Genomic DNA, 22,856 nt, shown 5'->3' with positions numbered 1-22,856 from the left:
GAGATGTCATGTCGTTGATAGGCATCAGCCATTCGCGTCCACCGCAGTTTATGTAAAAAACTATTTTAACATATCACGTGACGACACTGTCTAGATTTGCTAAAAAAATATTTAAGCAACACCTAAAACACTAGATGATTTTGGTGATGTATCGTGAGTGTCTTATGTTGATTATTGCGTCATTGCGATGCCGCGCACACCAGCGCTACCGCAATCCGAAAGGAATGACGCACTATGAACAGCGCCAAAATCACATCAGCTCTGGATCTCATTGCGGAAGGTAGAGATACCCTTTCGACCGACGAAGCAGCGCGATACCTGAATCGCAAACCCCAAACCCTTAGAAAATGGGCCGCATTCGGGGTCGGGCCGATCCGCCCAATCCGAATTTATAGACGACTCGCATGGCCGGTCCGTGACCTTCAATCCCTGGCATCAGGCGAGGCGGTGGGGCGTTGATCGTGGTGGTAAAAAAAGCCTATCACCAACGCTCCGTGCGCACGGCCACAAAGAGTCGTCATTTCGGCAGCAAAGATGCGCTCTACGAAAGCCTCAAGCGCGACTGGATTGCTCGAAATCCAAACGCCAGCAGCGCCGATTACCAAGCGGCGATGATCAAAATCGCGCGGAATGTCGGTTTTTAACGTGGCCGATCCAGCCTTCTCCATGGTCCCAACCGAAGCCTTTAGCGACAGACGCCTATCGCTCGAGCAGCTGCGCGTCCTGGGTGCGCTGTGCTCATGGCGCAAAAGCAAAGATGACTTTCTCGTGTGGGCACGTCGCGAAGAAATCTCCAAGCGGTGCGGTGGCATGGCCCCATGCAAAATATCCGAGGCAACCTCTGCTCTGGAGGCATTGGGATGGCTCACCAAGGATGGCCGCGGAGGTTTCAGCAAGGCAACCCGGTACATGATAACGGTTCCCCAATCGGTAACGGTTCCCCAATCGGTAACGGTTCCCCAATCGGTAACGGGGGGGGTTACCGATTGGGGAACACGCATGGGGGTTACCGATTCGGTAACGGGCAAAGAAGAGAAGATTAAAACCTTAGAGAGGGGAAATTCTCGATTTGAGGAATTCTGGTCTGCTTATCCGAAGAAAGCCGGCAAGAAGAAAACCCAGGAAATCTGGAAGTCGAAAAAACTCGACTCTCTGGCTGACTCGATCTTGGCAGGACTGAGCGAATACAAAACCGTCTGCAAGCCGGGTTTCATCCGTGACCCCGAACGGTTCCTGAGAGACGAACGCTGGAACGATGATTACGGCACGGGATCACCAGGCGCCGGCAACCCGTTCGAGGGGGCGATATGAAGACTTACCCGCTCAACGCCCAGCAGATCATGGAGCTACGTCGCAAGCGCCAGCGTCCTGCCGAGATGGTCGTGATCGGCGTGGACTTCGCACCAAAGTGGGAAGGTAACCCGGTGCTGATCGTGCCTGCCGGTATGCCCCTGGCAGACCTAGAATTGCGTTACCTCGTTGGGCTGGAAGTGCTCCTGCTGGTAACGCCCGAGACCGACGCCGAACGGCTTATCGTGCTGGCCGATGCCGTCCTGCAAGCCCGCCCTGCGTACCTTGGCGCAACCAACGTGGAAACGCACGAAGGCATCACGCTGCTGGACGGTGACGAGCGCCAGTTCCGCGAATGGGACGAAGCGGATCTGGAAATCGTATGGGGAGCAGCAGCATGAAAATCATCCCGGATACCATCGACTTCGACGCCTATCTGAACAAGTCCGAGCACTCCGCACACGTCAAGTCTGCCAGCGAATACACCAGCTCAATTATCGACCTGTTCAACATCGAAACCGTGGACGTAACACCGACGCTGCCCTGGTCAAAAACGTTCAGCAACGTGCGCTTGCGCCCCGGTGAGGTGTCGATATGGCACGGCATCAACGGGCACGGTAAATCCCTGCTACAGGGCTTCGTTGACCTGAGCCTGATGCAGCAGGGCGAGAAGGTCTGCATCGCCTCATTCGAAATGAAGCCAGTCCGCACCCTGGCGCGCATGTGTCGCCAGGCGGCCGGATGCGAAGAGCCATCCACCCGCTTCATCAACGGCTTCGGGAACTGGACGGACGGCAAGCTGTGGATGTACGACCAGCAGGGCACCGTCACTCCCGACCGCGTGCGCGGCGTGCTGGCCTACTGCCATGCCGAGCTTGGCATCACCCATTTCGTAATTGACAGCCTGATGAAGTGCGGCATTCGCGGAGATGACTACAACCGGCAAAAAGACTTCATCGACGAATTGACCGCGTTTGCACGGGATACCGGAATGCACATCCACCTGGTTGCTCACTCCCGCAAAGGAGATGACGAAACCAAGCCGCCGGGCAAGATGGACGTGAAAGGGGCCTCTGAGATCACCGACCAGGTGGACAACATTTTCAACGTGTGGCGCAACAAGCGCAAAGAGGCGGAATTGCGCAAGCCGGAATCGAACCAGTCCAAGGAAATTCTGGATCAGCCGGACCAGCTCATCCTGGTTGACAAACAAAGAAATGGTGAATGGGAGGGCACGATCGCACTCTGGTTCGACCGGGCAAGTTTTCAATACCGTGCGCATAGCCGCGAGGTTGTGCTTGATTTCGGAGTGCCATTCTGATGGGCGCGGCCAAGCCGGTAGTGGCTGAAAAACACCGGCAATCGCAGGGGTGCTTCTTCCGCCTTGAAGCGATCGATTGGCTCACGATACGAGCCACTTTTCGACAAACAACCACCACGGCAAAGGCCGGGCTTTGAGATGAAGGAAAAATTATGACCGACGACCTATCCCTGATCATAAACGGCGCCGTGATTTCCGGCTGGGAGACCATCCGCGTGACGCGCGGCATTGAGCGCTTCCCGTCGGATTTCTCCGTTGAAATGACCGAGCGCTACCCAGGCGAGGCGCAAAGTTACTTCGATGTGATGCAGTCCGGCGATGCGGTGACGGTCAAGCTTGGCGCCGATACGGTGCTGACCGGGTACGTGGACCGGTTCATCCCGACCTACACCCCCAATCAGCATTCCATCACCGTCACCGGACGCAGCAAGTGTGCGGACCTGGTGGACTGCTCCGCCGAGTATCCGAATGGGCAGATCGTCAACGCCACCGTCAAGGAAATCGCCACAAAGCTCGCCGCGCCTTACGGAATCAAGGTCAAGCAGCTCACCCCGGAACTCGTCGTGCATGATTATGCTGGCAAGGGCAGCACCACCATTATCCCTCAGATCAATATCAATTTCATCGAGACACCCTACGAGATTATCGAGGAGATATGCCGTTACATGACCCTGCTGGCATATGACTCGGTGGATGGTGATTTGATTCTGTCGCAAGCCGGGTCTGGGAAGATGTCGAGTGGATTCAAGGAAGGCGTCAACGTCCAGCGCGCAACCATGTCCTTTGCGATGGATCAGCGGTTCTCGGATTACCAGGTGATCCTGAACAGCTTCTGGCAATTCGGTGATCTTGGCGATAGCGGAAATCTGGTGACCACTTCGAAGGACCCCAGCGTCATCAGGCACCGATTAAAAAACATACTCTCAAATGCCAGCGCAGCCGGCATAGAAATCGGCAAGCAGCGTGGCGACTGGGAATCAGCGCGCCGCTACGGACGCTCGGAAGTATTGACCCTCAAGTGCGATTCATGGCGCGATGCAGCGGGCACGTTGTGGGAGACGAACACCCTGGCACCGGTCGATCTGCCGGGCATGAAGCTGCATAACAAGATGTTGCTCATCTCCGAGGTGACCTACTTCCGCGACAACCTGGGAACGTCGGCTGATCTGGTGCTGATGCCGCCTTCTGCATTTACACCGAAGCCGGATTTTATCCCGGTGCCGCTCGATTTGCTGCCTGTAAAACCGTCATGACCCAACCGTTGAAAGGATCAAGCCGTGTCAAATAAATTCACAATTACAATCCATGCGGTGGATAAGGCCACGGCTATCGTCCGCAAGATCAACCGCTCGACGGCCGAGATCACCAGGCCTATTTCCCTGATCAGCAAGTCCATCACCTCGATGGGCAAGGAAGTAAAGCGCAACTCCATTATCCAGTTCACCGAGAAGATCGGTAAAAGCGCGCTGGGTGCGGCGGAATCCATCGCCAAGGTAGCTTCTCCGTTCGGCACATTAGTAGGCGGCGCAGCATCCATTGGCGGCATTGCTGCCCTGGCGGATGCTTGGGGAAAGTCCGGCATCGCCATCGAATACGCATCGCGTCGCACCGGTATCGCGGTGGGCACACTCCAGCAATACCGCGCTGCTGCTACCGCCGCCGGACTTTCCGCCACCGATATGCAATCCGCCCTGGTTGGGCTTGGATCGACGTTGCAGGATGTCGATTACGGCCGTGGCGATGCAAAAGTGAAACGGGCGATACTGCGCACGATGGGCATGGACAAGATCCCTCGCACCAAGGCTGGTGCCGTCGATACCACGCGCGCTCTGGGCGACATAGCCGACTACATCAGCAAGCTCAAGGATCCAAACGCGCAAGCCGAAATGGCCGATCTGTTCGGACTGGGGTCCATCCTGCCCCTGCTGCAAGAGGGCCGCAAAGGCATCCAGAAATATCTTGACAAGGTTAAAAAGGCTGGTGCAGACAATGAGAAAGCGGCTGCCGCCAATAAGCAGCTTGGCGACTCGTGGAATAGCCTGAAGGTTGAGATCGACGGGGTATCAAACTCCCTCTCTCAAAGATATTCCCCGTCTCTGACGAAGGCCATCGACAACACAACTACTTTGATACAGAAGATTCGAGATGGATCTACGTTGAAGGAGGCATCGAAGCCCATGCTTTCTGATGTGGCGAAGGAATCTGAAAAACACCCCCTGTCGAAAATGATACCGGGCATCGGCATCATCGATTACCTGTATGGATCAGACTCATCGGGCCGCACAGCATCCGGAAAAATCAGGTTCAAATCAAGCATCCCCGGCGCAAACGGCAAGCCTCGCGACCCGCTCGGCATCCGCAGCAACAATCCGTTCAACTTGCAGCCTCGTGGCAAGGAACTGACTTTTCCGTCGGCGGACGCAGGCATTCTTGCCGGCACGCGCAACCTGATCAAGAACTACCGCGGCATGAGCATCGCGCAGATGGCGCACAAATACACACCCGACGGCGCGCCGGGGAATCCGGTCGGTACCGAAGCCGCATGGGCTGCCAGCGTGGCAAAAAATTCTGGCATGTCACCCTCGGACATTCCGGACTTGAGCAACCCCAAATCTCTGGCACCGTTACTGTCGGCCATCATCAGGCACGAAAACGGCAAGAACCCCTACAGTAAAGACCAGATCGAGGCAGCCGCGCAGAAGGTAACGGTCGAGGTGATGGTCAAGGGTAACACCCACGGCGTGACTGCCACGGCACGCAGCGATGGCAGCGGCACCAATGTGCCCACGCCTCGTGTCTTCTACCCAATGCCAAATGGAGATGATTCGTGAGCCATAGGATCATACCCAAAGCGCCACGGCGCCCGCGCAATGCCTCCTGCGCGCATCCTGGGCGGTCATGACCATGGGGAAATCGCGGGTCCTTCCTGGGGGTTCTGCAGCGCGGGACATTGCGCACCGCGCTCTTCGGCTAGATATGAAATTTAAAATTCAGGTAACGGGTAACAGGTAACGCACAGCACCCGAATGAAATCACCGCGGCAGTTGCCGCACAAACCGCCATTAATGGCACACAGGAGAACTACCATGAGTAAGAAACCCCAAGCAACGAACGCCAGCATTCTCGACACTCTGGCAATTCCCTCTCAAGTAATGGACGCCATCGTCGCCGCTGATGCTGCGCTGGCCGCTGGCCCGAAGATCTCTGACGCCATCGCCAAGAACGCCAAAGACATGGAAACCGCCAAGGCTGAGTTTGAGCAGGCCGCTGACGCACAGGCCCATGCGGAAGCCGCGATGTGCCTGATTGATGATGTTGCCGAGGCCAAGCGCATGGAAGATGCCGCCGTCGCAGCCGGCGTGTTGGCTGAGGAAAAACACCGTACCCTTGACCGCCTGCAGCGTGTCGGCAACGCCCTAAAGGAGAAATCCTCAACCGTCGACTTAGAAGTCAGACAGGCCCGCGAATGGCTGATTTCCGAAACTGCAGCCCTACGCGAAAATGCCGTGCGCGCCATCGCGCAGGAAATTGCTGATGCCGCCCAGCCTCTCCTGGCCGTCCTTGCCAAAGCGCACGCCTTAATGCGCACATTGCCTCATCGGGACTTGGGCATGGCGCTGGCAGAGGTTCGCATCCCCAACGTTCTAGATTTTCAAACTCCATTCGTAGATGGTGACAGGCTGATTTTCGATGGTGTCGCTAAATCCCTGGCTACGACCTGGCGGGACGATCCTGCAGCTCTTGCCATCTTCGAGGCCCTGAAACCGATCGCGGAAGCCAATCAACGCCTTGGCAAACATCAGCCATATCAAACTTCCCAGAAGGCCACAGGCAGTGGTTACATTACACATGGCGCCGGTATAAGTAGCAAGAAGGTCGCGTCGATTCAAGCGCACCGGCCGCAGGGTGCAGGCCAGGAGTTGAACATGGAAGCGGTGTTTGGCGGCGACTTGGCAGCGTAACCAACTTGCCGGTGCCGGGCTTTGGTCTGGTACCTGCAAAACCTACACAGCGCCTACATGGAGATATAAAAGCAAAAGGCTTGCGGGCCATAAACCTTGCAAGCCTTTGTTTTGTCTGGTGGCCAGGGGCAGAATCGAACTGCCGACACGCGGATTTTCAATCCGCTGCTCTACCAACTGAGCTACCTGGCCGTGAAGCCCGCCATTAGACCCTGAGCGAGCTATTCCGTCAAGTTTTTTCCGGAACTTGGGCGTAAAAAAGCCGCTGACTCAAGCTGAGCCAGCGGCTGGTGTAGCGGGTTTATATTCTGCGTTTTAGTGAGCGTGTATGCCGGTGTTCTGGCGCACATATAGTTCATCCCACATTTCCGCCGCATGCGGGTCGCGATACAGCAACGAACCCAGAATGACCATCAGGAAACCCAGCGGGATGGATATCAACCCGGGGTTCTTGAGCAGGAAGAAGGGCTTTTCCAGGCCGACGAGGCTGGTGGTCTTTCCCTCATACTGTTTCAGGTCCTCCTGGGCTTTCTTAACAGACAAATCCAGCTTATCGATTTCGATTCTGGTTTTGGCAATTTCCGCAGGGTCGGTCATGCTGGCCAGTTTGGTGTTGAGTGTTGCCAGTTTTTCCACGGCTCCTGGTGTGGCTGGTTTGGCCAAGGTTTCCGGTTTGGCAGGCTCAGCCTTTTTACACACGGCAAACAACTCGCACACGAAACCATCTCCATGCTGTGCTGGCACGGCTGGTTTGGCTTCTACGGCGGGCTCGCCCTGCAACACCTTGTTGGCGGCTTTCACCACGTCTTTGGGGTAGGTCATGTTGGGCGAAACCATGACCAGGGCAATCGCCGAAATCGCTCCCGCCAGCATGCCCAGGATGATACCGCCCGTATTGCAGCGTTTCCAGTGCAGGGTGAGGAGCACCGCCGGCAGGTTGCTTGAGGCAGCCACGGCGAAGGCCATGCCTACCAGGTGCGCGATGTTCTGGCCCTTGGCGGCGATGCCGATGATGATGGCGACAATACCCACGATTACCGACGCAATGCGCGCCGCTTTCATCTGTTCACCTGGCGTCGCATGGTCGCCGCGGATGACACCCACGTAGATATCGTGAGCCATCGCAGAAGCGGAAGCGAGTACCAGGCCCGCCACGACCGCAACGATGGTAGCGAAAGCGACAGCCGCCACAAAGGCAAGGAAGAAATTGCCGAGCATGGAATCTGCACCGCCACCCAGGTACTGGGCCAGGATAGGTGCGGCCATATTGCCGCCCTTATCCAGTCCGGCGATGTTGGCAGGCCCCACGTTAATTGCCGCGCCCAGACCCAGGAACAAGGTCAGCACATAGAAACCGCCGATGATGACCATGGCCCACATTACCGATTTACGTGCTTCCTTGGCATTCGGCACCGTGAAAAAGCGCATCAGGATATGCGGCAGGCCGGCAGTACCCAGCACCAGCGCCAACCCCAGCGATATCTGGTCAATCGGACTCTTCAGGAACAGACCGGGCTCCAGGAAGCGCTGCCCCAGTTCTGCCGGGGTCATATTGGACGCCGCGGAACCCAGCAGTTTGGCGACCTGCTTCTGCACGCCCTCATTATTCACTACGCCGTCCAGGAAACCCGGCAGGCTGAAACCGTACGGCGTCCACACCAGTACCACCAGCACGATGGATGCGATCACCAGCAGCACGGCTTTGACGATCTGCACCCAAGTCGTGGCGACCATGCCGCCAAACACCACGTAGGCCAGCATCAGTAAGCCCACCGCGATAACCGACACTTCATAATTGATGCCGATCAGGGTTTTGACCAATATTCCGCCCCCTACCATTTGTGCAGTCAGGTAGAAAATGGATACGGTAATGGTGCTGAGGGCGGCAATGGCCTTGGATTTTTTGGGTTCATTGCGGAATGCCAGGATGTCGCCCAGGGTGTACTTGCCGATATTGCGGCAGGGTTCGGCAATCACCAATAGCACGGTGATGTAGGCCACCAGAAACCCCACGGAATACATGAAGCCATCGTAGCCATACAGGGAGATCAACCCCGCAATGCCCAAAAAAGAGGCTGCAGACAAGTAATCACCGGCGATTGCCCAGCCGTTCTGAAAGCCGGAAATGGAACGGTTGGCCGCATAAAACTCGGCGGTGGTATGGGTGCGTTTGGCGGCCCAGTAGGTAATGGCCATGGTAAGCGCGATGATGCCGCCGAAGACCGCGAAGGTTATCCATTTGTATTCAGCGGCGACGGCGCCTTCTGCAGAAAATGCAGCATTGCTGAAAATGCTAAGCAGGATGAATCCCAGCCATTGGGGCCGATTATGAAGAATTCGCATGGTGTCAGGCTCCCAGGTTATGCGCGTCGTTGACGATGTCTTGTGCCATGGAATCGAATTCAGCGTTGGCTTTGCGCGAGTAGATAAAAGCTATCAGCCACGCCACCACAAATTCGGATAATGCGAACAGGAGGCCGATGTTGACTGGCCCCCATACCTTGATTTTGAATAAATCCTGAAAATACGCTGCGCCGATCGGCAGCAGAAAATAATAAACCATTGAAAAAATCATCAAGCCCCATAAAAACCGGCTTTTTTTGCGGTGCAATGCCTGGAAGCGGGGATCAGCATCTATCGCCCGCCAGTTCATTTTGGTTGTGGTCATGCTGCCTCCTGTGACGGTTAAGCATGGCTTCGATTGAGCCGGTGCCATTATTATTGGTGGAACACCCGTCGGAGCCGGGTGCAACGTGATGCTACTACCGTCATACAGGTTCCTGCAAATGAAAAAAGCCCCTGCCAAAGCAGGGGCTTTCGGGGTTTGCCGAGAGGCAGGATTACATCATGCCGCCCATACCACCCATGCCGCCCATACCGCCCATGTCGCCCATGCCAGCACCGCCACCGGACTTGTCTTCCGGCAGTTCAGCTACCATCGCGTCGGTGGTCAGCATCAGGCTGGCCACGGAAGCGGCGTTTTGCAGCGCGGTGCGGGTCACCTTAGTAGGATCGAGCACGCCCATTTCCACCATGTCGCCGTACTCGCTGGTCGCGGCGTTGTAGCCGTAGTTGCCCTTGCCTTCCAACACCTTGTTGACGACTACCGAGGCTTCATCGCCGCAGTTGATGACGATCTGGCGTAACGGTTCTTCGATCGCGCGCAGCACGATCTTGATACCGGCGTCCTGATCGCTGTTGTCGCCTTTCAGTTTGTTGGTGCCCATCTTGGCGCGCAGCAGTGCTACACCACCGCCGGCGACGATGCCTTCTTCCACTGCCGCACGGGTCGCGTGCAGTGCGTCTTCAACGCGCGCCTTCTTCTCTTTCATTTCGACTTCGGTTGCCGCGCCGACCTTGATCACTGCCACACCGCCGGCCAGTTTGGCCTTGCGCTCCTGCAGTTTTTCCTTGTCGTAGTCGCTGGTGGCTTCCTCGGCTTGACGGTTGATCTGGGCGATACGACCCTTGATGGCGTCATCCTTGCCGGCGCCGTCGATGATGATGGTGTTGTCTTTACCCACCTCGATGCGCTTGGCCTGACCGAGTTCGGCCAGGGTGATTTTGTCCAGCGTCAGACCGACTTCTTCAGCGATCACGGTGCCGCCGGTGAGGATGGCGATGTCTTCCAGCATGGCCTTGCGACGGTCGCCGAAGCCAGGGGCCTTGACAGCACAGGTCTTGAGGATGCCGCGGATGTTGTTCACCACCAGCGTAGCCAGCGCTTCGCCGTCCACATCTTCGGCGATGATCAGCAGCGGGCGACCCGCTTTGGCGACTTGCTCCAGAGCTGGCAGCAGGTCGCGGATGTTGGAAATTTTCTTGTCATGCAGCAGCACGAAAGGATTGTCCAGCAGGGCGATTTGCTTGTCTGCGTTGTTGATGAAGTAAGGGGACAGGTAACCGCGGTCAAACTGCATGCCTTCCACCACGTCCAGCTCGTTTTGCAGGCCGGAACCATCTTCCACGGTAATCACGCCTTCTTTACCGACCTTCTCCATGGCTTCGGCAATGATGTCGCCGATGGAACTGTCGGAGTTGGCAGAGATTGAACCTACCTGGGCGATTTCCTTGCCGGTGGTGCAAGGCTTGGAGATTTTTTGCAGTTCAGTGATGATGGCAGCGACAGCTTTGTCCATGCCGCGTTTCAGATCCATCGGATTCATTCCGGCGGCGACAAACTTCATGCCTTCCTTCAGCATGGCTTGAGCCAGTACGGTTGCAGTCGTGGTACCGTCACCGGCTACGTCGGAGGTCTTGGAGGAGACTTCCTTCACCATCTGTGCGCCCATGTTCTCAAACTTGTCCTTCAGTTCGATTTCCTTGGCGACGGAAACGCCGTCCTTGGTAATGGTCGGTGCGCCGAATGCGCGATCCAGCACCACGTTACGGCCTTTAGGTCCGAGGGTCACTTTAACGGCGTCGGCCAGAACGTTAACGCCGATCATCATTTTTTGGCGCGCTATGTCACCGAATTTTACGTCTTTTGCAGGCATTTTTAGCTCCTAATTCTTCGAATCAATTGATATGCTTTGGCAGGCCGAAATTACTCGACGATACCCATGATGTCTTCTTCACGCATCACCAGAACTTCGTCGCCATCCAGCTTGACGGCCTGGCCAGCATATTTGCCGAACAACACGCGGTCGCCGACTTTCACATCCAGCGCACGCACTTTGCCGTCGTCACTGACTTTGCCCTTGCCCACGGCAAGCACTTCGCCCTGGTCGGGTTTTTCAGTAGCGCTATCTGGAATCACGATGCCGGAAGCGGTCTTGCGTTCTTCTTCCATGCGTTTGACAATCACGCGGTCATGCAGCGGACGAATTTTCATTGCTCTATCTCCTGGAAAAAATCGCTGAATCAAGGCCTGCATCAAACAGTGAAGCAAGCCAAAAATGGATTCAGCCGAGATTGCTGTTGATTGCTGTTAGCACTCTTGGCTGAGGAGTGCTAATAATAGGGGCGGAAGCTGCTAATTTCAAGGTATACATGAAAAATTCATATTGGTTGACGCGGAGCCGGGAGGCAGTTTGGCACCCCTGCACGCAGATGAAACAGCTCGAAGACTACCCGCCGGTGCCGATTTCGCGTGGCGAAGGGATATGGTTGTATGACTTCGAGGGACGGCGCTATCTGGATGCGGTGTCGAGCTGGTGGGTGAATCTGTTCGGCCATTGCAACCCGCGCATCAATGCGGCGCTGCGTGAGCAACTGGAACAAATCGAGCACGTCATGCTGGCTGGTTTTACACACGCACCGGTAATTGAGCTCTCCGAGCGTCTGTCACGCCTGACCGGCTTGGGCCACGCATTTTATGGCTCGGATGGCGCATCGGCGGTGGAAATTGCATTAAAAATGAGCTTCCACTATTGGTGCAACAGCGGTCAGCCGGGCAAGACCGAGTTTGTCAGCCTGCAAAACAGCTATCACGGCGAAACCCTGGGTGCGCTTTCGGTTACCGACGTTGCGCTGTTCAAGGATACCTACGCGCCCTTGCTGCGCCACAGCGTGCAGGTGCCGAGTCCCGACTGGCGGCTGGCCGAGCCGGGAGAAACACCTGAGCAATATGCGCTACGTGCTGCCGAGTCACTGGAAAACCATCTCGCCAAACACCATGCGACGACCGCGGCATTCATTGTGGAACCGCTGGTGCAGGGGGCGGCGGGCATGGGCATGTATCATCCCGTGTACCTTAAAAAGGCGCGAGAGATTTGCGACCGCTACGGCGTGCACCTGATTGCGGACGAAATTGCCGTCGGGTTCGGGCGTACCGGCACCATGTTTGCCTGCGAACAGGCAGGCGTTACAGCTGATTTCATTTGCTTGTCCAAAGGCATCACGGGTGGATACTTGCCGCTGTCGGCAGTATTGACTACCGACACCATTTACGCCGCATTTTATGACGACGCCACCGCACGCGGCTTCCTGCATTCGCATTCTTATACCGGCAATCCGCTGGCCTGTCGCGCGGCACTGGCAACGCTGGACATTTTCGAACAGGACGACGTGCTGGCCGCCAACCGCAACAAGGCGGCCTATTGCAATCGTGTGGCAGCGCCGCTGCGTGACCATCCACGCGTCAGAAATTTCCGCAACGCAGGCATGATCTGGGCATTCGAAATCAGCGACGCCCCCGCGGATTTTGCCCGCCGCTGTTACCAGCGCGGACTGGAGGCCGGCCTGTTGCTGCGTCCGATTGGCAATACGGTGTATTTCATGCCGCCTTACGTGATATCGGAGGCGGAGATCAACTGGATGATGGAAGTCAGCTATAGATTAATTGATGCTGTCTGATTCGAAATGGCTAACTGCTTGCGCGCACTCAGCCAACAGATGCCGACTGCCGGGCTGGTACAGGCCGGGCATACGGTTACAATCATCAGTATGCAGCTCTGAAAATGTACAGACAGGATGCGCGCACAGTTGCGTCGTTCGAGACTTCGCACTCGATTCTGAGTGAATTCCGTGTATTGCCCACCGCCGGTTGAGTCCACAATGCTGAAAGATCACAAAATGAAACTCACATTCCTCGGCGCAGCGCAGGAAGTCACTGGCTCATGCTATCTGGTGGAAGCGGCCGGGGCGCGCTTTCTGGTGGAGTGCGGCATGTTTCAGGGCGGGCGCGAAACGCGCATCAAAAATCGCGACGCCTTCGATTTCGACCCGGACACCATCGACTTCGTACTGCTGACCCATGCCCACATCGACCACTCCGGCCTGTTGCCGCGGCTGGTGTCATTCGGCTTCAAGGGGCCGATATATGCGACAGCGGCGACCTGCGACCTGCTTACAGTGATGCTGCCGGATTCCGGTCACATCCAGGAAAAGGAAGCCGAGTGGGAAAACGCCCGGCGCCATAAAACCAGCAGGAAATCCCACGCGGATAGCGCACCGCTGTACACCGTGATCCAGGCGCAAGCCAGCCTGAAACGGCTGCGCCCGGTGGAATACGGGGATGAAGTCAATCCGGCGCCCGGCGTGCGCTGTCGGTTCCGCGATGCCGGGCATATTCTCGGCTCTTCCATCATTGAATTGTGGCTGGATGAAGCAGGTAAGATGCTCAAGCTGGTGTTTTCCGGTGATCTCGGCCAGCCTGGTCACCCGCTGGTGCGCGACGCGACGCCGATTGAGGAAACCGATGTGCTGGTGGTGGAATCCACCTACGGCAATCGCCTGCACAAAAGCTTGCACGACACCATCGAAGAGCTGGTGTTTGCCATCCAGGATACCCTCAAACATCGGGGTGGGAATGTCATCATTCCCGCCTTCGCCGTGGGGCGCACCCAGGACATGCTCTATCTGCTGGCCGATCTTACCCGGCAAGGCCGGCTGCCTGCGCTGGATATCTATGTGGATTCACCCATGGCCACGGCGGCCACCGGCATTACGCTCAAGCATCTCGATCTGCTCGACCCCGACGCGCATTTGCTGGTCGACGGGCATGGGAACAAAAAGGGGCAATCGCGCGTCCATTTTGTCGAGGATGTGGAAGCATCCCAGGCCTTGAACGGAGCGCGCGGCAAGATAGTCATTTCTGCCAGCGGCATGTGCGATGCCGGCCGCATCAAGCATCATCTGCGCTACAACTTGCCGCTGCGCGAGAGCAGTGTGCTCATTATCGGCTTCCAGGCTGCCGGCACGCTGGGGCGCAGGCTGGTGGACGGCGCCAGAATGGTGCGCATTTTTGGCGTGGAGGTGCCGGTGCGCGCGCGTATTTTTACCATCGGCGGATTGTCCGCCCACGCCGATCAGGCCGGACTGCTGGGTTGGCTCGGTCATTTTCGCGCCCCGCCGCGGCAAACTTTCGTGGTGCATGGCGAAGCGGCCACGGCAACCGGTTTTGCCGCGCATATTCGTGACACGCTGGGCTGGCGCACGGAAGCGCCCGTGGCAGGGGAAAGCAGCGCGATAGACTGGTGACGACAAATGGTTAATAGCGAATCGAGGAGGCAGCATGATTTTCCGGCAATTATTTGAACCTGTTTCCAGCACCTATACCTATTTGCTCGGTTGCGAGCAAATAGGGCAGGCCATTCTGATAGACCCGGTATTGCCGACCTGGCAACGCGATCTGGCCGAGATCAACGCGCTTGGGCTCAAGCTGGCTTACACCGTGGATACGCATATCCATGCCGACCATCTCACGGCGGCGCGCAAGCTCAAACAGGAGGCCGGCAGCCGCATTGCGCATCCGGCGCTGGACCAGTTGTCCTGCGCGGATGCAGCGCTGGAAGACGGCAAGCCGTTCACGGTTGGGAGCATCACCCTCGCACCTTTGCATACGCCAGGCCACACCGACCATCATTTCGCCTATGCCGTGGATGGCCGCGTGCTGACCGGCGATGCGCTGCTGATTGATGGTTGCGGCCGTACCGATTTTCAGAACGGCGACGCGCCGACCTTGTACCGCAGCGTGCATGACAAGCTGTTCACACTGGCCGAGGATACGCTGGTCTATCCGGCGCATGACTACCAGGGGCGGCGCGTATCCAGCATCGGCCAGGAAAAAACCCGCAATCCGCGTCTGGGCGACAACAAGCCATTAGTGGAATTCGTCGGGATCATGGCCAATCTGAAACTCGCCTATCCCAAATTCATCGATTATGCAGTACCCGGCAATCGTGAATGCGGGCAATGCCCGCCCGGCGTGCCGGAGGATCTGCAACAATATTGCGAGCAGGTGAGGAACAGCCACCAGGGCTAATCTGCCTGTGCATTCCGCTACTGCCCGAAACGGCCGTTTGGTTTAATTAATCAGTTTTGACTTTTTTGCAGCAAGGGATGGAATGGAACAGTTCAGGAAGTGTCCAGGCGTAAACGAAATTATTGTGGCGTGCGGGTGCCTGCTGGGCGGGATTCAAACGGCGCATGCCGAACCTGTCGTACCGCAGTTAGGCACGTGCCCAACCATAAAAAACGACGCACAGAGGCTCGCCTGTTACGACAAATTGTCCGGCACGATTCCGCTTCCCCCTTCACCGGAACAGACCAAGACGGCAGCGCTGCCTGCCGCTGCTCCCGTCCCACCCGCCCCCGCAGCACCAGCACCTGAATTGGCGAATAATTCGCTGTTATCGCGCGAATGGGAACTGGACGACAAGGACAAGCACGGCACCTTCCTGTTCCGTCCTTACCGCGCCAGCTATTTTCTGCCGATCAAGTACAACGACTCGCCCAACAATGCGCCGTTTCAGGGTAATTTGCTGCAATCCTCGGAAAAACTGGATTCACTGGAAACCAAGTTGCAGTTGAGCGTGAAGACCAAAGTGGTGGAAGGGCTGTTCAATAAAAACGCCGATTTATGGGTGGGCTACACCGTGTCGTCCTACTGGCAGGCCTATAACCGCGGCGTTTCAGCGCCGTTTCGCGAGACCGACTACGAGCCCGAGGCGATGCTGGTGTTTCGCACCAACTATAATGTTTTCGGCCTGACCGGACGTTTCATCAATCTGGGTGCGGTGCATGAGTCCAATGGCCGCTCGGTGGCCCTGTCGCGCAGCTGGAACCGGATTTATGCGCAGTTCGGATTCGAGCGTGGCGATTTTTCGCTGCTGATCCGGCCGTGGTACCGCATTCCGGAAAGCGCAGCCAATGACAATAACCCCGATATCCAGGATTACCTGGGCAGGGGAGATGTGGTGGCGACCTACAACAACGGCGGCAATACCTATTCGCTGCTGGTACGCAACAATCTGAAGCGGTCCCCCAACCGCGGCGCGGTGCGGGTCGACTGGAGCTTTCCGCTGTATGGCCGCCTCAAAGGTTACATGCAGTATTTCAACGGCTACGGCGAATCGCTAATCGACTACAACTACAAGCAGCAATCCCTGGGCATCGGCGTGAGTCTGGCTGACTGGATGTAAGCGAAGCGGCAGTAGCGTTCGTCACGGTTCCAGACCTGCCTTCTGCATCAATGCCTTCACATAGCGGCTGGGAATGGCGTAGGAAATGGCGCTGGGGTCTTTCAACACGTTTTCCTTGGTGCTTTTGATAAAGGTGCTGTTGACGGTGCCGTACACCAGCCCGGTCTGCGGATCGTATACCGGGCTCCCGCTATTGCCAGGGTAGGCAATGCCATCCAGCTGAAATATGTTGAACGGGTCCGATTCCTGACGCAGGGTTTTGGCGTCCAGATAATGCGTATTCGGTACAGGACGCACGATAGGGGTGATCGACGAAATGCCGGCGCGGATGGAGGAGGGATGCAGCCCCAGCACACTGCCAATCGGGAAGCCGGTGAAATACATCACCATACCTTCCTGAACAGCATTCGAGTCGCCCAGTTTCAATACAGGCAGCGGTGCGCCGGAAAACTTCAGCAATACCACATCGTGTGCGGGATCGCTCAGTTCCACCTGCGCCGGACGAAACTGGATGGTTTCACCCTCGCCGGTAAATATGCCAAGCACCTCTTTATGTTCGATATCAAGCACCGGCTTGACCACATGATAATTAGTGATCGCATGGAGGCCGTCGCCGACTACATAACCGGTGGCGCGAAAATCTCCGCGCGGTTGCCGGGTGGGCTGATAGGTGCCTATGGCCACCACGGAACGTTTTACCTTCTGGATGGTTTGCGGCAGCGTGTCCGCCTGTGCGCCGAGCACGGGCGACAAGGCCGTCAATACGATACCGATCAATATCCCATGCAGCGCGTGCGAAATAACAGGTTTCATTGTGCTCCCCTACTCATGCCGGAACAGGCATCATGCCTACAAGCCGATGATTTGCAAAGTCCCGCGCTTTCAGGGGCGTTCAAGTTTCAGTAGAATGCCTTGGCACAGAAATGGCTTAGAATCGCGCATTACAATTCAGGGAGACAGGCATGAGTGTTGTTGCAGTAGTGGGTCTGGGTTACGTGGGGCTGCCGCTGGCGGTGGAATTCGGCAAAAAAATGGAGACCATCGGCTTCGATCTTTCCACTGCCAAGGTGGAAAGCTACAAGACTTATTGCGATCCCACCGGCGAGGTTTCGACGGATGACTTGAAAGCCGCCGATAAATTGACGGTGACCACCGACCCCGCCCAGCTGGCGCGTGCCGATTACATCATCGTCGCGGTACCCACCCCGGTAGGCGATGCGCACCAGCCGGATTTCTCGCCGCTGATCGGTTCCAGTACCTCGGTCGGGCGCCATCTGAAAAAAGGCGCGATCGTGGTGTACGAATCCACGGTCTACCCCGGCGCCACTGAAGAAGTGTGCGTGCCCATCCTGGAGCGCGAATCCGGCCTGAAATGGAAGCAGGATTTCCATATCGGCTACTCGCCTGAGCGCATCAACCCCGGCGACAAGGAACACACCCTCACCACCATCCTGAAAGTGGTCTCGGGTGATGATGCGGAAACCCTGGAAAAAGTCGCGCAGCTGTATGAAACCGTCATCAAGGCCGGCGTGCACCGCGCCAGTTCGATCAAGGTGGCCGAAGCCGCGAAGGTGATCGAGAACACTCAGCGCGACCTCAACATCGCGCTGATGAACGAGCTGGCCATCATCTTCGACCGTATCGGCATCGACACGCTGGAAGTGCTCAAAGCCGCCGGCACCAAGTGGAACTTCCTGCCGTTTCGTCCCGGCCTGGTGGGCGGCCACTGCATCGGCGTCGACCCGTACTATCTGACGCACAAGGCCGAAATGCTCGGCTACCATCCCGAGGTGATTCTCGCCGGCCGCCGCATCAACGACGGCATGGGCAAGTTCATTGCCGAGCAGACCGTCAAGCACATGATCAATACCGGCAGCCCGGTGAAAGGCCGCAACATTCTCGTGCTCGGCCTCACCTTCAAGGAAAACTGCCCCGACCTGCGCAACTCCAAGGTCATCGACATCATCAGCGAACTGCAAAGCTACGGCGCGAATGTCATCGTGCACGAACCGCTGGGCGAGCCTGCCGAAGCCAAGCATGAATACGGCGTGGATTTGACTGCGTGGGACGCCATCCCGGAAGTCGACGCCATCGTCGCCGCTGTTGCGCACAATGAATATCTGGCGCAACCGCTGGCCGCACTGACTGCCAAACTCAAATCCGGCGGCGTGTTCATCGACGTGAAATCCGCCTACGACCCGGCAGCAGTCAAAGCCGCCGGTTACGTGCTGTGGCGCTTGTAGCATGAGCTGCTACGCGGAAGTCTGCGCGCAACTGCAAGCCGCGCCGAAAACCTGGCTGGTCACCGGCGTGGCCGGTTTCATCGGCTGCAACCTGCTGGAAACCCTGCTCCAGCTCGACCAGCACGTGGTCGGTCTGGACAGCTTCGCCACCGGCCACCGCTACAACTTCGACAAGGTGCAGGCCAGCGTCACCCCCGAGCAATGGACACGCTTCAACTTCATCGAAGGCGACATCCGCACGCTGGAGGATTGCAAGGCGGCGTGCAACGGCGTGGACTACGTGCTGCATCAGGCCGCGCTGGGCTCGGTGCCGCGTTCGCTGGAAGACCCCATCACCACCAACGGCGCCAACATCGACGGCTTCCTCAACATGCTGGTGGCCGCGCGCGATGCACAGGTGAAACGTTTCGTCTACGCCGCCTCCAGCTCCACCTACGGCGACCATCCCGGCCTGCCCAAAGTCGAAGACAAGATCGGCAAGCCGCTGTCGCCTTATGCCGTCACCAAATACGTCAACGAACTGTACGCCGACGTGTTCTCGCGCTGCTACGGCTTCCACACCATCGGCCTGCGTTACTTCAACATCTTCGGCCGCAGGCAGGATCCCGAGGGCGCCTACGCCGCCGTCATCCCGAAATGGGTCGCCAGCATGATCGCCAATGAACCGGTCTACATCAACGGCGATGGCGAAACCAGCCGCGACTTCTGCTATATCGACAACACCATCCAGGCCAACATCCTCGCCGCCACTACCGACAACGCCGAGGCGGTGAACCAGGTCTACAACGTCGCGGTCGGCGACCGCACCACGCTGAACCAACTGTGCGAACACATCCGGCGTTTGTTGGCGCCGCGCTTTCCACATCTGGAAAATTTCAAACCGACTTACCGCGATTTTCGGGCGGGGGATGTCAGGCATTCGCTGGCGGATATTTCCAAGGCGCAGCGGTTGCTGGGGTATGAACCGTCGCACCGGCTGGGGGAGGGATTGGCGGAGGCGATGGAGTGGTATGTGGGGGATTTGGTGGGGGGCTAGTGATGGCTTATAAGCCGTCTTTTAGGATGCCTACTATGTTGGATTTATTGGGGCAACCGGCGTGGTATCAACTCATCAACAACTAATTTATGCAATTTCAAAACGGCTAAAAGTGCCGTATTTGGTTCACTTCACTCGTGCTAAGAACCTTGAGTCTATTATCACGAACGGCATCTACCCTGTTAGCCGCGTTCATGAGGTTGGCGCTACCCCGGAGGTAAATGATAATCTTCGCCTGGATGGTCGCCGTGATAGTACGTCGATCTCAGTAGCATTCCCAAACTGCCAAATGCTTTACAAGTACCGTATGGATAATCAAGGATCGGAGTGGGCCATACTTGTGCTTCAAGCATCTATTCTCTGGGTTAAAGATTGCGCATTTTGCAAACACAATGCTGCTGATGCTCGAATTAGCCGTCAATCAATAGAATCACTAAAAACGCCGCGGTCATTCTTGGAACTGTTCGGTGAAATACATGGGCTAACATCACGGGCAGAACAGCACCTGAAGAACTTCGACCCAACTGATGTTCAAGCAGAGGTTCTTGTTTTTGATGTCATTGAGCCACCGTTAATCGCAGGTGTAGTCTTCGACTCAGCCACCACGAAAGCAAAATTTGTTGGGGCCATTGGTGATCGCAAGGCATGGATTAATACTAACAACAAAGGCTTATTTGCTAGCCGCAGTTACGTGCGTAAATTTTCTTGATTTAACAGAACTGGAAATAGGAATTTATGGCTGAGCGCCCAATTTACATTCCAACAATTGAGGGACCTACGCTCGTTACTACTCGGCACGTCGAATTTCAGTGGGTTCCTGGTATGGCCGTTAGTCAAAAACAAAAAGCTATTGACTCACTTCATGCATCAGCTATGCAGCTACCTGACATAATTAAAGTCTTGGAAATTTCTAGTAAATCACGTGAACCTATCGGGGTTGCCCTCAGTGCTTTCAACCTGATGATCAGCACCGTAAAATTCCATAGAACATTCAGCGTTGAATCAGCATATCAAAGCAGTAAGGTTTTTGAGTGCGGCGGGCCATTTCCAGACATCTTAGAAAAGACCTCCCGAGATGCTAAGAAAGACCCCAGAATACAAGCTTCTGGAAGGCTTCTGGGTTTCAGGTTTTTCGGCGTTGACTGGGAACTCGAACCGCTGACTGCCTTCTACGATTGGCTGTACATAAACGCTTTAAAGAAGCATCCAGCCTACTCAGATCAAATACGTGAGTACTCTGCATATACGGACATTGAGTTTAACCCAAAACGATCAATTAACTGCCAAGCATATTCCGTCGCACTTTTTGTATCCTTGCAACGGCGCAATTTGCTTGATCATGCAACCTCATCAAAATCGGCATTTATTGAGGTCGTAACAGGATCCGTAATTAGCAACGCACGGCAAGATGAAGTTGTTCAAGCAGGGCTGCGGTTTTGAAATTAATAAATAAAAATAAATAAGAAAAACAAATAAGAGACAGACCACGGTTTCTTCTGCATAAACAGTAATAACGCAAGAGTCAAGGCCTGTGAGCTATATTTTGTATTTTATCGTGATCCAATTCATTTTCTTTACAGAATAAAAACATATGGCGCGCACACGAACTCATTACGACAATCTGCAAGTTTCCCAATTAGCTTCTGCGGAAGTTATACGGGCTTCATATCGTGTCTTGTCACAAAAATATCATCCTGATAAGTGCGAAGTTGGGAAGCTCCTCGCCGAGTCACGGATGAAGATCATCAACGAAGCTTACGCTGTGCTATCCGATCCTGAGAAAAGGCGTTCTCACGACGTGTGGATTGCTGAGGCAATTAAGCAGGAACCAAAACCCGAAACAAAATTCGAGCCGAAAGTGTCTGCGGAAGTGTGCTCGCCGTACTCGCCACCAGTAAAGATGGCCGCCGCTAAAGTGTTTAGGACCAACTCGCAGCCCGTCAACGACGGAGTTACGTTGGGCGGCTTCATGCGCGGCCTCTTCGGCTTAGGATTTGTGATCTTATTGATGTATTTATTTGCAGCCATGGTAATAGGGTAAATAGGGTCAGACACTCATGTCACTCGGTTAAGCCGCTAGCGCCCGGAATTGGGGTGGGCTGAACGCTTCTGGTGGTAGGCTTTCGAATGCCAGGAATGCCAGGGTCAGAATGCCAGGGTCAGGCCTTGACTCTTGCTTGAGAAATCCAGGTTCTTGTTTCAACAAGACTCTGGTTTGGGCAAGTCCGGCCGGGGTTGCCCGGCGGCAAGTTCTTTCTTTGCTCGTGCAAAGAAATGAACCAAAGAAAGCACGCCCCGCCTTGCAGGCCTTCGGCTTCCCCCTGGCGTCAGGCCAAAAACCGGTCGGGACGGGAACTCGCCTGCGGCTCAAACAGCCGTCCCGCCTGATCGGTTTTTGGCCTGACGCCAGGGGCTGCTGCAGAGGGGGGAACGTCCTGGCGCTATCAGCCTGCAGCGGTGCAGTTAAAACTTGTATCGCCCCTTCATTGGGCGGCTGAAAACCTGACTACTTCTCGAGTTGAAAAAATAAAAACGGCGCCATTCGCATGGCGCCGCTTCGATTTTGGCAAAACTGCCTGGACTTATTTGCAGGCTTTACCGTGGTCGGCGTGCGCGCCTTTGGCTTTGGCTTCAGCCTCGGTCATGTAGGCACCTTCCTTGGTCTTGCCGTAGTACTTGGTGCCCATGCAGTGGTAAGTATTGGATTTGGTATTGACCCACACTTTACCTGCACCACCGCCAGCTGCGGGTGTGGTTATCGGTGCGGCTTTCGATGTGGTCTTGGGTGCAGTAGCAGCTGGCGCGGCAGCCTGGCTGCCCCAAGTCTGGACGCCTTTGTGACCTTTGCAGGCGCCTTTTCTGGTTTCGCCGGAGAAATTGGTGCCATCTTTGCACACGGCAGTCACTGCCCCGGTAGCCGGTGTGGTGGCTGGCGCCGGTGCAGCAAAGCTCGGGCTTGCGATGAGCGCGCAAAGGGTAAGAAGCAGGCTTGTGAATTTCATTGTGTGTGCCTTTCTGCTGTCATTGCAGCGGTTTGGTGGGTACATCAATTTCCATGCTTGTTTCAAGAAGATGTTTGCTACATCGTTGCTGAAATGCACGATGCGTTCAGATAACGCCTGCCAGCATGCAATGGTT

At 56.0% G+C, this 22,856-nt stretch carries 23 protein-coding genes and 1 tRNA gene; 17 read left to right on the top strand and 7 right to left on the bottom strand.

The genetic code is table 11. The features are described from left to right. Positions 1 to 234 precede the first annotated feature (234 nt). The 8 genes from EI185_RS18500 to EI185_RS01085 all read left to right on the top strand — a co-directional run bounded on the left by EI185_RS18500 (position 235) and on the right by EI185_RS01085 (position 6,573). Positions 235 to 459, top strand: coding sequence for a helix-turn-helix domain-containing protein (locus EI185_RS18500; protein WP_124703260.1), 225 nt, complete (start codon positions 235 to 237; stop codon positions 457 to 459). Further along, positions 456 to 644, top strand: coding sequence for a hypothetical protein (locus EI185_RS01115; protein WP_124703259.1), 189 nt, complete (start codon positions 456 to 458; stop codon positions 642 to 644). The genes EI185_RS18500 and EI185_RS01115 overlap by 4 nt, the downstream gene beginning before the upstream one ends. 22 nt (positions 645 to 666) lie before the next feature. Further along, positions 667 to 1,311, top strand: a complete 645-nt coding sequence (locus EI185_RS01110; RefSeq protein WP_124703258.1) for an LvrA C-terminal domain-related protein — start codon at positions 667 to 669, stop codon at positions 1,309 to 1,311. After that, complete coding sequence (locus EI185_RS01105; RefSeq protein WP_124703257.1) at positions 1,308 to 1,691, top strand: hypothetical protein; 384 nt, start codon at positions 1,308 to 1,310, stop codon at positions 1,689 to 1,691. The genes EI185_RS01110 and EI185_RS01105 overlap by 4 nt, the downstream gene beginning before the upstream one ends. Continuing rightward, a complete protein-coding gene (locus EI185_RS01100) occupies positions 1,688 to 2,611 on the top strand; it encodes an AAA family ATPase (RefSeq protein WP_124703256.1) in 924 nt (307 codons plus the stop codon). The genes EI185_RS01105 and EI185_RS01100 overlap by 4 nt, the downstream gene beginning before the upstream one ends. Before the next feature lie 152 nt (positions 2,612 to 2,763). Further along, on the top strand, positions 2,764 to 3,864 hold the full coding sequence (locus tag EI185_RS01095) for a phage baseplate assembly protein (protein ID WP_124703255.1): 1,101 nt from the start codon (positions 2,764 to 2,766) through the stop codon (positions 3,862 to 3,864). Between the two features lie 24 nt (positions 3,865 to 3,888). Then, entirely contained in the window at positions 3,889 to 5,442 is a 1,554-nt protein-coding gene (locus tag EI185_RS01090; protein ID WP_124703254.1) for a hypothetical protein, read from the top strand. Positions 5,443 to 5,697: 255 nt separating this feature from the next. Beyond that, the gene (locus EI185_RS01085; RefSeq protein ID WP_124703253.1) at positions 5,698 to 6,573 is read left to right on the top strand and encodes a hypothetical protein; all 876 of its coding nucleotides are present in this window, start codon (positions 5,698 to 5,700) and stop codon (positions 6,571 to 6,573) included. A 116-nt stretch (positions 6,574 to 6,689) separates the two neighbouring features. Here EI185_RS01085 and EI185_RS01080 read toward each other — a convergent pair. The 5 genes from EI185_RS01080 to groES all read right to left on the bottom strand — a co-directional run bounded on the left by EI185_RS01080 (position 6,690) and on the right by groES (position 11,407). Beyond that, positions 6,690 to 6,765 (bottom strand) — tRNA-Phe (locus EI185_RS01080). Positions 6,766 to 6,888: 123 nt separating this feature from the next. After that, complete coding sequence (locus EI185_RS01075; RefSeq protein ID WP_124703252.1) at positions 6,889 to 8,916, bottom strand: solute symporter family protein; 2,028 nt, start codon at positions 8,914 to 8,916, stop codon at positions 6,889 to 6,891. Between the two features lie 4 nt (positions 8,917 to 8,920). Then, entirely contained in the window at positions 8,921 to 9,241 is a 321-nt protein-coding gene (locus EI185_RS01070) for a DUF485 domain-containing protein (RefSeq protein ID WP_124703251.1), read from the bottom strand. Positions 9,242 to 9,413: 172 nt separating this feature from the next. Next, positions 9,414 to 11,069: a chaperonin GroEL gene (gene groL / locus EI185_RS01065; RefSeq protein WP_124703250.1), complete on the bottom strand. Its 1,656-nt coding sequence runs from the start codon at positions 11,067 to 11,069 to the stop codon at positions 9,414 to 9,416. Positions 11,070 to 11,119: 50 nt separating this feature from the next. Then, positions 11,120 to 11,407: a co-chaperone GroES gene (groES, locus tag EI185_RS01060; RefSeq protein WP_124703249.1), complete on the bottom strand. Its 288-nt coding sequence runs from the start codon at positions 11,405 to 11,407 to the stop codon at positions 11,120 to 11,122. A gap of 158 nt (positions 11,408 to 11,565) precedes the next feature. Here groES and bioA point away from each other — a divergent pair, with 158 nt between their 5' ends. The 4 genes from bioA to EI185_RS01040 all read left to right on the top strand — a co-directional run bounded on the left by bioA (position 11,566) and on the right by EI185_RS01040 (position 16,439). Further along, positions 11,566 to 12,870: an adenosylmethionine--8-amino-7-oxononanoate transaminase gene (gene bioA / locus EI185_RS01055; RefSeq protein WP_124703248.1), complete on the top strand. Its 1,305-nt coding sequence runs from the start codon at positions 11,566 to 11,568 to the stop codon at positions 12,868 to 12,870. Positions 12,871 to 13,089: 219 nt separating this feature from the next. After that, positions 13,090 to 14,496: an MBL fold metallo-hydrolase RNA specificity domain-containing protein gene (locus EI185_RS01050; RefSeq protein WP_124703247.1), complete on the top strand. Its 1,407-nt coding sequence runs from the start codon at positions 13,090 to 13,092 to the stop codon at positions 14,494 to 14,496. 34 nt (positions 14,497 to 14,530) lie between these two features. Beyond that, complete coding sequence (locus EI185_RS01045) at positions 14,531 to 15,280, top strand: MBL fold metallo-hydrolase (RefSeq protein ID WP_124703246.1); 750 nt, start codon at positions 14,531 to 14,533, stop codon at positions 15,278 to 15,280. An 82-nt stretch (positions 15,281 to 15,362) separates the two neighbouring features. Next, a complete protein-coding gene (locus EI185_RS01040) occupies positions 15,363 to 16,439 on the top strand; it encodes a phospholipase A (RefSeq protein WP_124703245.1) in 1,077 nt (358 codons plus the stop codon). A gap of 21 nt (positions 16,440 to 16,460) precedes the next feature. Here the strand turns inward: EI185_RS01040 and EI185_RS01035 are convergent, their stop codons facing one another. After that, on the bottom strand, positions 16,461 to 17,252 hold the full coding sequence (locus tag EI185_RS01035) for a S1 family peptidase (protein ID WP_124703244.1): 792 nt from the start codon (positions 17,250 to 17,252) through the stop codon (positions 16,461 to 16,463). A gap of 149 nt (positions 17,253 to 17,401) precedes the next feature. On the opposite strand from EI185_RS01035, the gene EI185_RS01030 reads away from it, so the two are divergent. The 5 genes from EI185_RS01030 (at position 17,402) to EI185_RS01010 (ending at position 21,759) form a co-directional block, all read left to right on the top strand. Further along, a complete protein-coding gene (locus EI185_RS01030; protein ID WP_124703243.1) occupies positions 17,402 to 18,682 on the top strand; it encodes a nucleotide sugar dehydrogenase in 1,281 nt (426 codons plus the stop codon). Position 18,683: 1 nt separating this feature from the next. Next, a complete protein-coding gene (locus EI185_RS01025; RefSeq protein WP_124703242.1) occupies positions 18,684 to 19,718 on the top strand; it encodes an NAD-dependent epimerase/dehydratase family protein in 1,035 nt (344 codons plus the stop codon). A 61-nt stretch (positions 19,719 to 19,779) separates the two neighbouring features. Further along, positions 19,780 to 20,427: a DarT ssDNA thymidine ADP-ribosyltransferase family protein gene (locus EI185_RS01020; protein WP_223247595.1), complete on the top strand. Its 648-nt coding sequence runs from the start codon at positions 19,780 to 19,782 to the stop codon at positions 20,425 to 20,427. 26 nt (positions 20,428 to 20,453) lie between these two features. Then, positions 20,454 to 21,158 carry a DarT1-associated NADAR antitoxin family protein gene (locus EI185_RS01015; protein ID WP_124703241.1) on the top strand — a complete coding sequence of 235 codons (705 nt, stop codon included), beginning with the start codon at positions 20,454 to 20,456 and terminating at the stop codon, positions 21,156 to 21,158. A gap of 151 nt (positions 21,159 to 21,309) precedes the next feature. Continuing rightward, complete coding sequence (locus EI185_RS01010; RefSeq protein ID WP_124703240.1) at positions 21,310 to 21,759, top strand: J domain-containing protein; 450 nt, start codon at positions 21,310 to 21,312, stop codon at positions 21,757 to 21,759. 541 nt (positions 21,760 to 22,300) lie between these two features. Here EI185_RS01010 and EI185_RS01005 read toward each other — a convergent pair. Continuing rightward, positions 22,301 to 22,720 carry a DUF3761 domain-containing protein gene (locus EI185_RS01005; RefSeq protein ID WP_124703239.1) on the bottom strand — a complete coding sequence of 140 codons (420 nt, stop codon included), beginning with the start codon at positions 22,718 to 22,720 and terminating at the stop codon, positions 22,301 to 22,303. Positions 22,721 to 22,856: the final 136 nt, after the last annotated feature.

The sequence above is a fragment of the Sulfuriferula multivorans genome, assembly GCF_003851125.1.
Taxonomy (GTDB): domain Bacteria; phylum Pseudomonadota; class Gammaproteobacteria; order Burkholderiales; family Sulfuriferulaceae; genus Sulfuriferula; species Sulfuriferula multivorans.
Note: the sequence above shows the minus strand (reverse complement) of the source record. Positions and strands in the feature narration are given on the sequence as shown.

Excerpts from the sequence above, each read along its gene's own strand:
- groL (WP_124703250.1), bottom strand. The coding sequence starts at position 11,069 with ATGCCTGCAAAAGACGTAAAATTCGGTGACATAGCGCGCCAAAAAATG.
- EI185_RS01010 (WP_124703240.1), top strand. The coding sequence starts at position 21,310 with ATGGCGCGCACACGAACTCATTACGACAATCTGCAAGTTTCCCAATTA.
- EI185_RS01045 (WP_124703246.1), top strand. The coding sequence starts at position 14,531 with ATGATTTTCCGGCAATTATTTGAACCTGTTTCCAGCACCTATACCTAT.
- EI185_RS01070 (WP_124703251.1), bottom strand. The coding sequence starts at position 9,241 with ATGACCACAACCAAAATGAACTGGCGGGCGATAGATGCTGATCCCCGC.
- EI185_RS01005 (WP_124703239.1), bottom strand. The coding sequence starts at position 22,720 with ATGAAATTCACAAGCCTGCTTCTTACCCTTTGCGCGCTCATCGCAAGC.
- EI185_RS01085 (WP_124703253.1), top strand. The coding sequence starts at position 5,698 with ATGAGTAAGAAACCCCAAGCAACGAACGCCAGCATTCTCGACACTCTG.
- EI185_RS01030 (WP_124703243.1), top strand. The coding sequence starts at position 17,402 with ATGAGTGTTGTTGCAGTAGTGGGTCTGGGTTACGTGGGGCTGCCGCTG.
- bioA (WP_124703248.1), top strand. The coding sequence starts at position 11,566 with ATGAAAAATTCATATTGGTTGACGCGGAGCCGGGAGGCAGTTTGGCAC.
- EI185_RS01095 (WP_124703255.1), top strand. The coding sequence starts at position 2,764 with ATGACCGACGACCTATCCCTGATCATAAACGGCGCCGTGATTTCCGGC.
- EI185_RS01015 (WP_124703241.1), top strand. The coding sequence starts at position 20,454 with ATGGCTGAGCGCCCAATTTACATTCCAACAATTGAGGGACCTACGCTC.
- EI185_RS01100 (WP_124703256.1), top strand. The coding sequence starts at position 1,688 with ATGAAAATCATCCCGGATACCATCGACTTCGACGCCTATCTGAACAAG.
- EI185_RS01040 (WP_124703245.1), top strand. The coding sequence starts at position 15,363 with ATGGAACAGTTCAGGAAGTGTCCAGGCGTAAACGAAATTATTGTGGCG.
- EI185_RS01075 (WP_124703252.1), bottom strand. The coding sequence starts at position 8,916 with ATGCGAATTCTTCATAATCGGCCCCAATGGCTGGGATTCATCCTGCTT.
- EI185_RS01025 (WP_124703242.1), top strand. The coding sequence starts at position 18,684 with ATGAGCTGCTACGCGGAAGTCTGCGCGCAACTGCAAGCCGCGCCGAAA.
- EI185_RS01050 (WP_124703247.1), top strand. The coding sequence starts at position 13,090 with ATGAAACTCACATTCCTCGGCGCAGCGCAGGAAGTCACTGGCTCATGC.
- groES (WP_124703249.1), bottom strand. The coding sequence starts at position 11,407 with ATGAAAATTCGTCCGCTGCATGACCGCGTGATTGTCAAACGCATGGAA.
- EI185_RS01105 (WP_124703257.1), top strand. The coding sequence starts at position 1,308 with ATGAAGACTTACCCGCTCAACGCCCAGCAGATCATGGAGCTACGTCGC.
- EI185_RS18500 (WP_124703260.1), top strand. The coding sequence starts at position 235 with ATGAACAGCGCCAAAATCACATCAGCTCTGGATCTCATTGCGGAAGGT.
- EI185_RS01035 (WP_124703244.1), bottom strand. The coding sequence starts at position 17,252 with ATGAAACCTGTTATTTCGCACGCGCTGCATGGGATATTGATCGGTATC.
- EI185_RS01110 (WP_124703258.1), top strand. The coding sequence starts at position 667 with ATGGTCCCAACCGAAGCCTTTAGCGACAGACGCCTATCGCTCGAGCAG.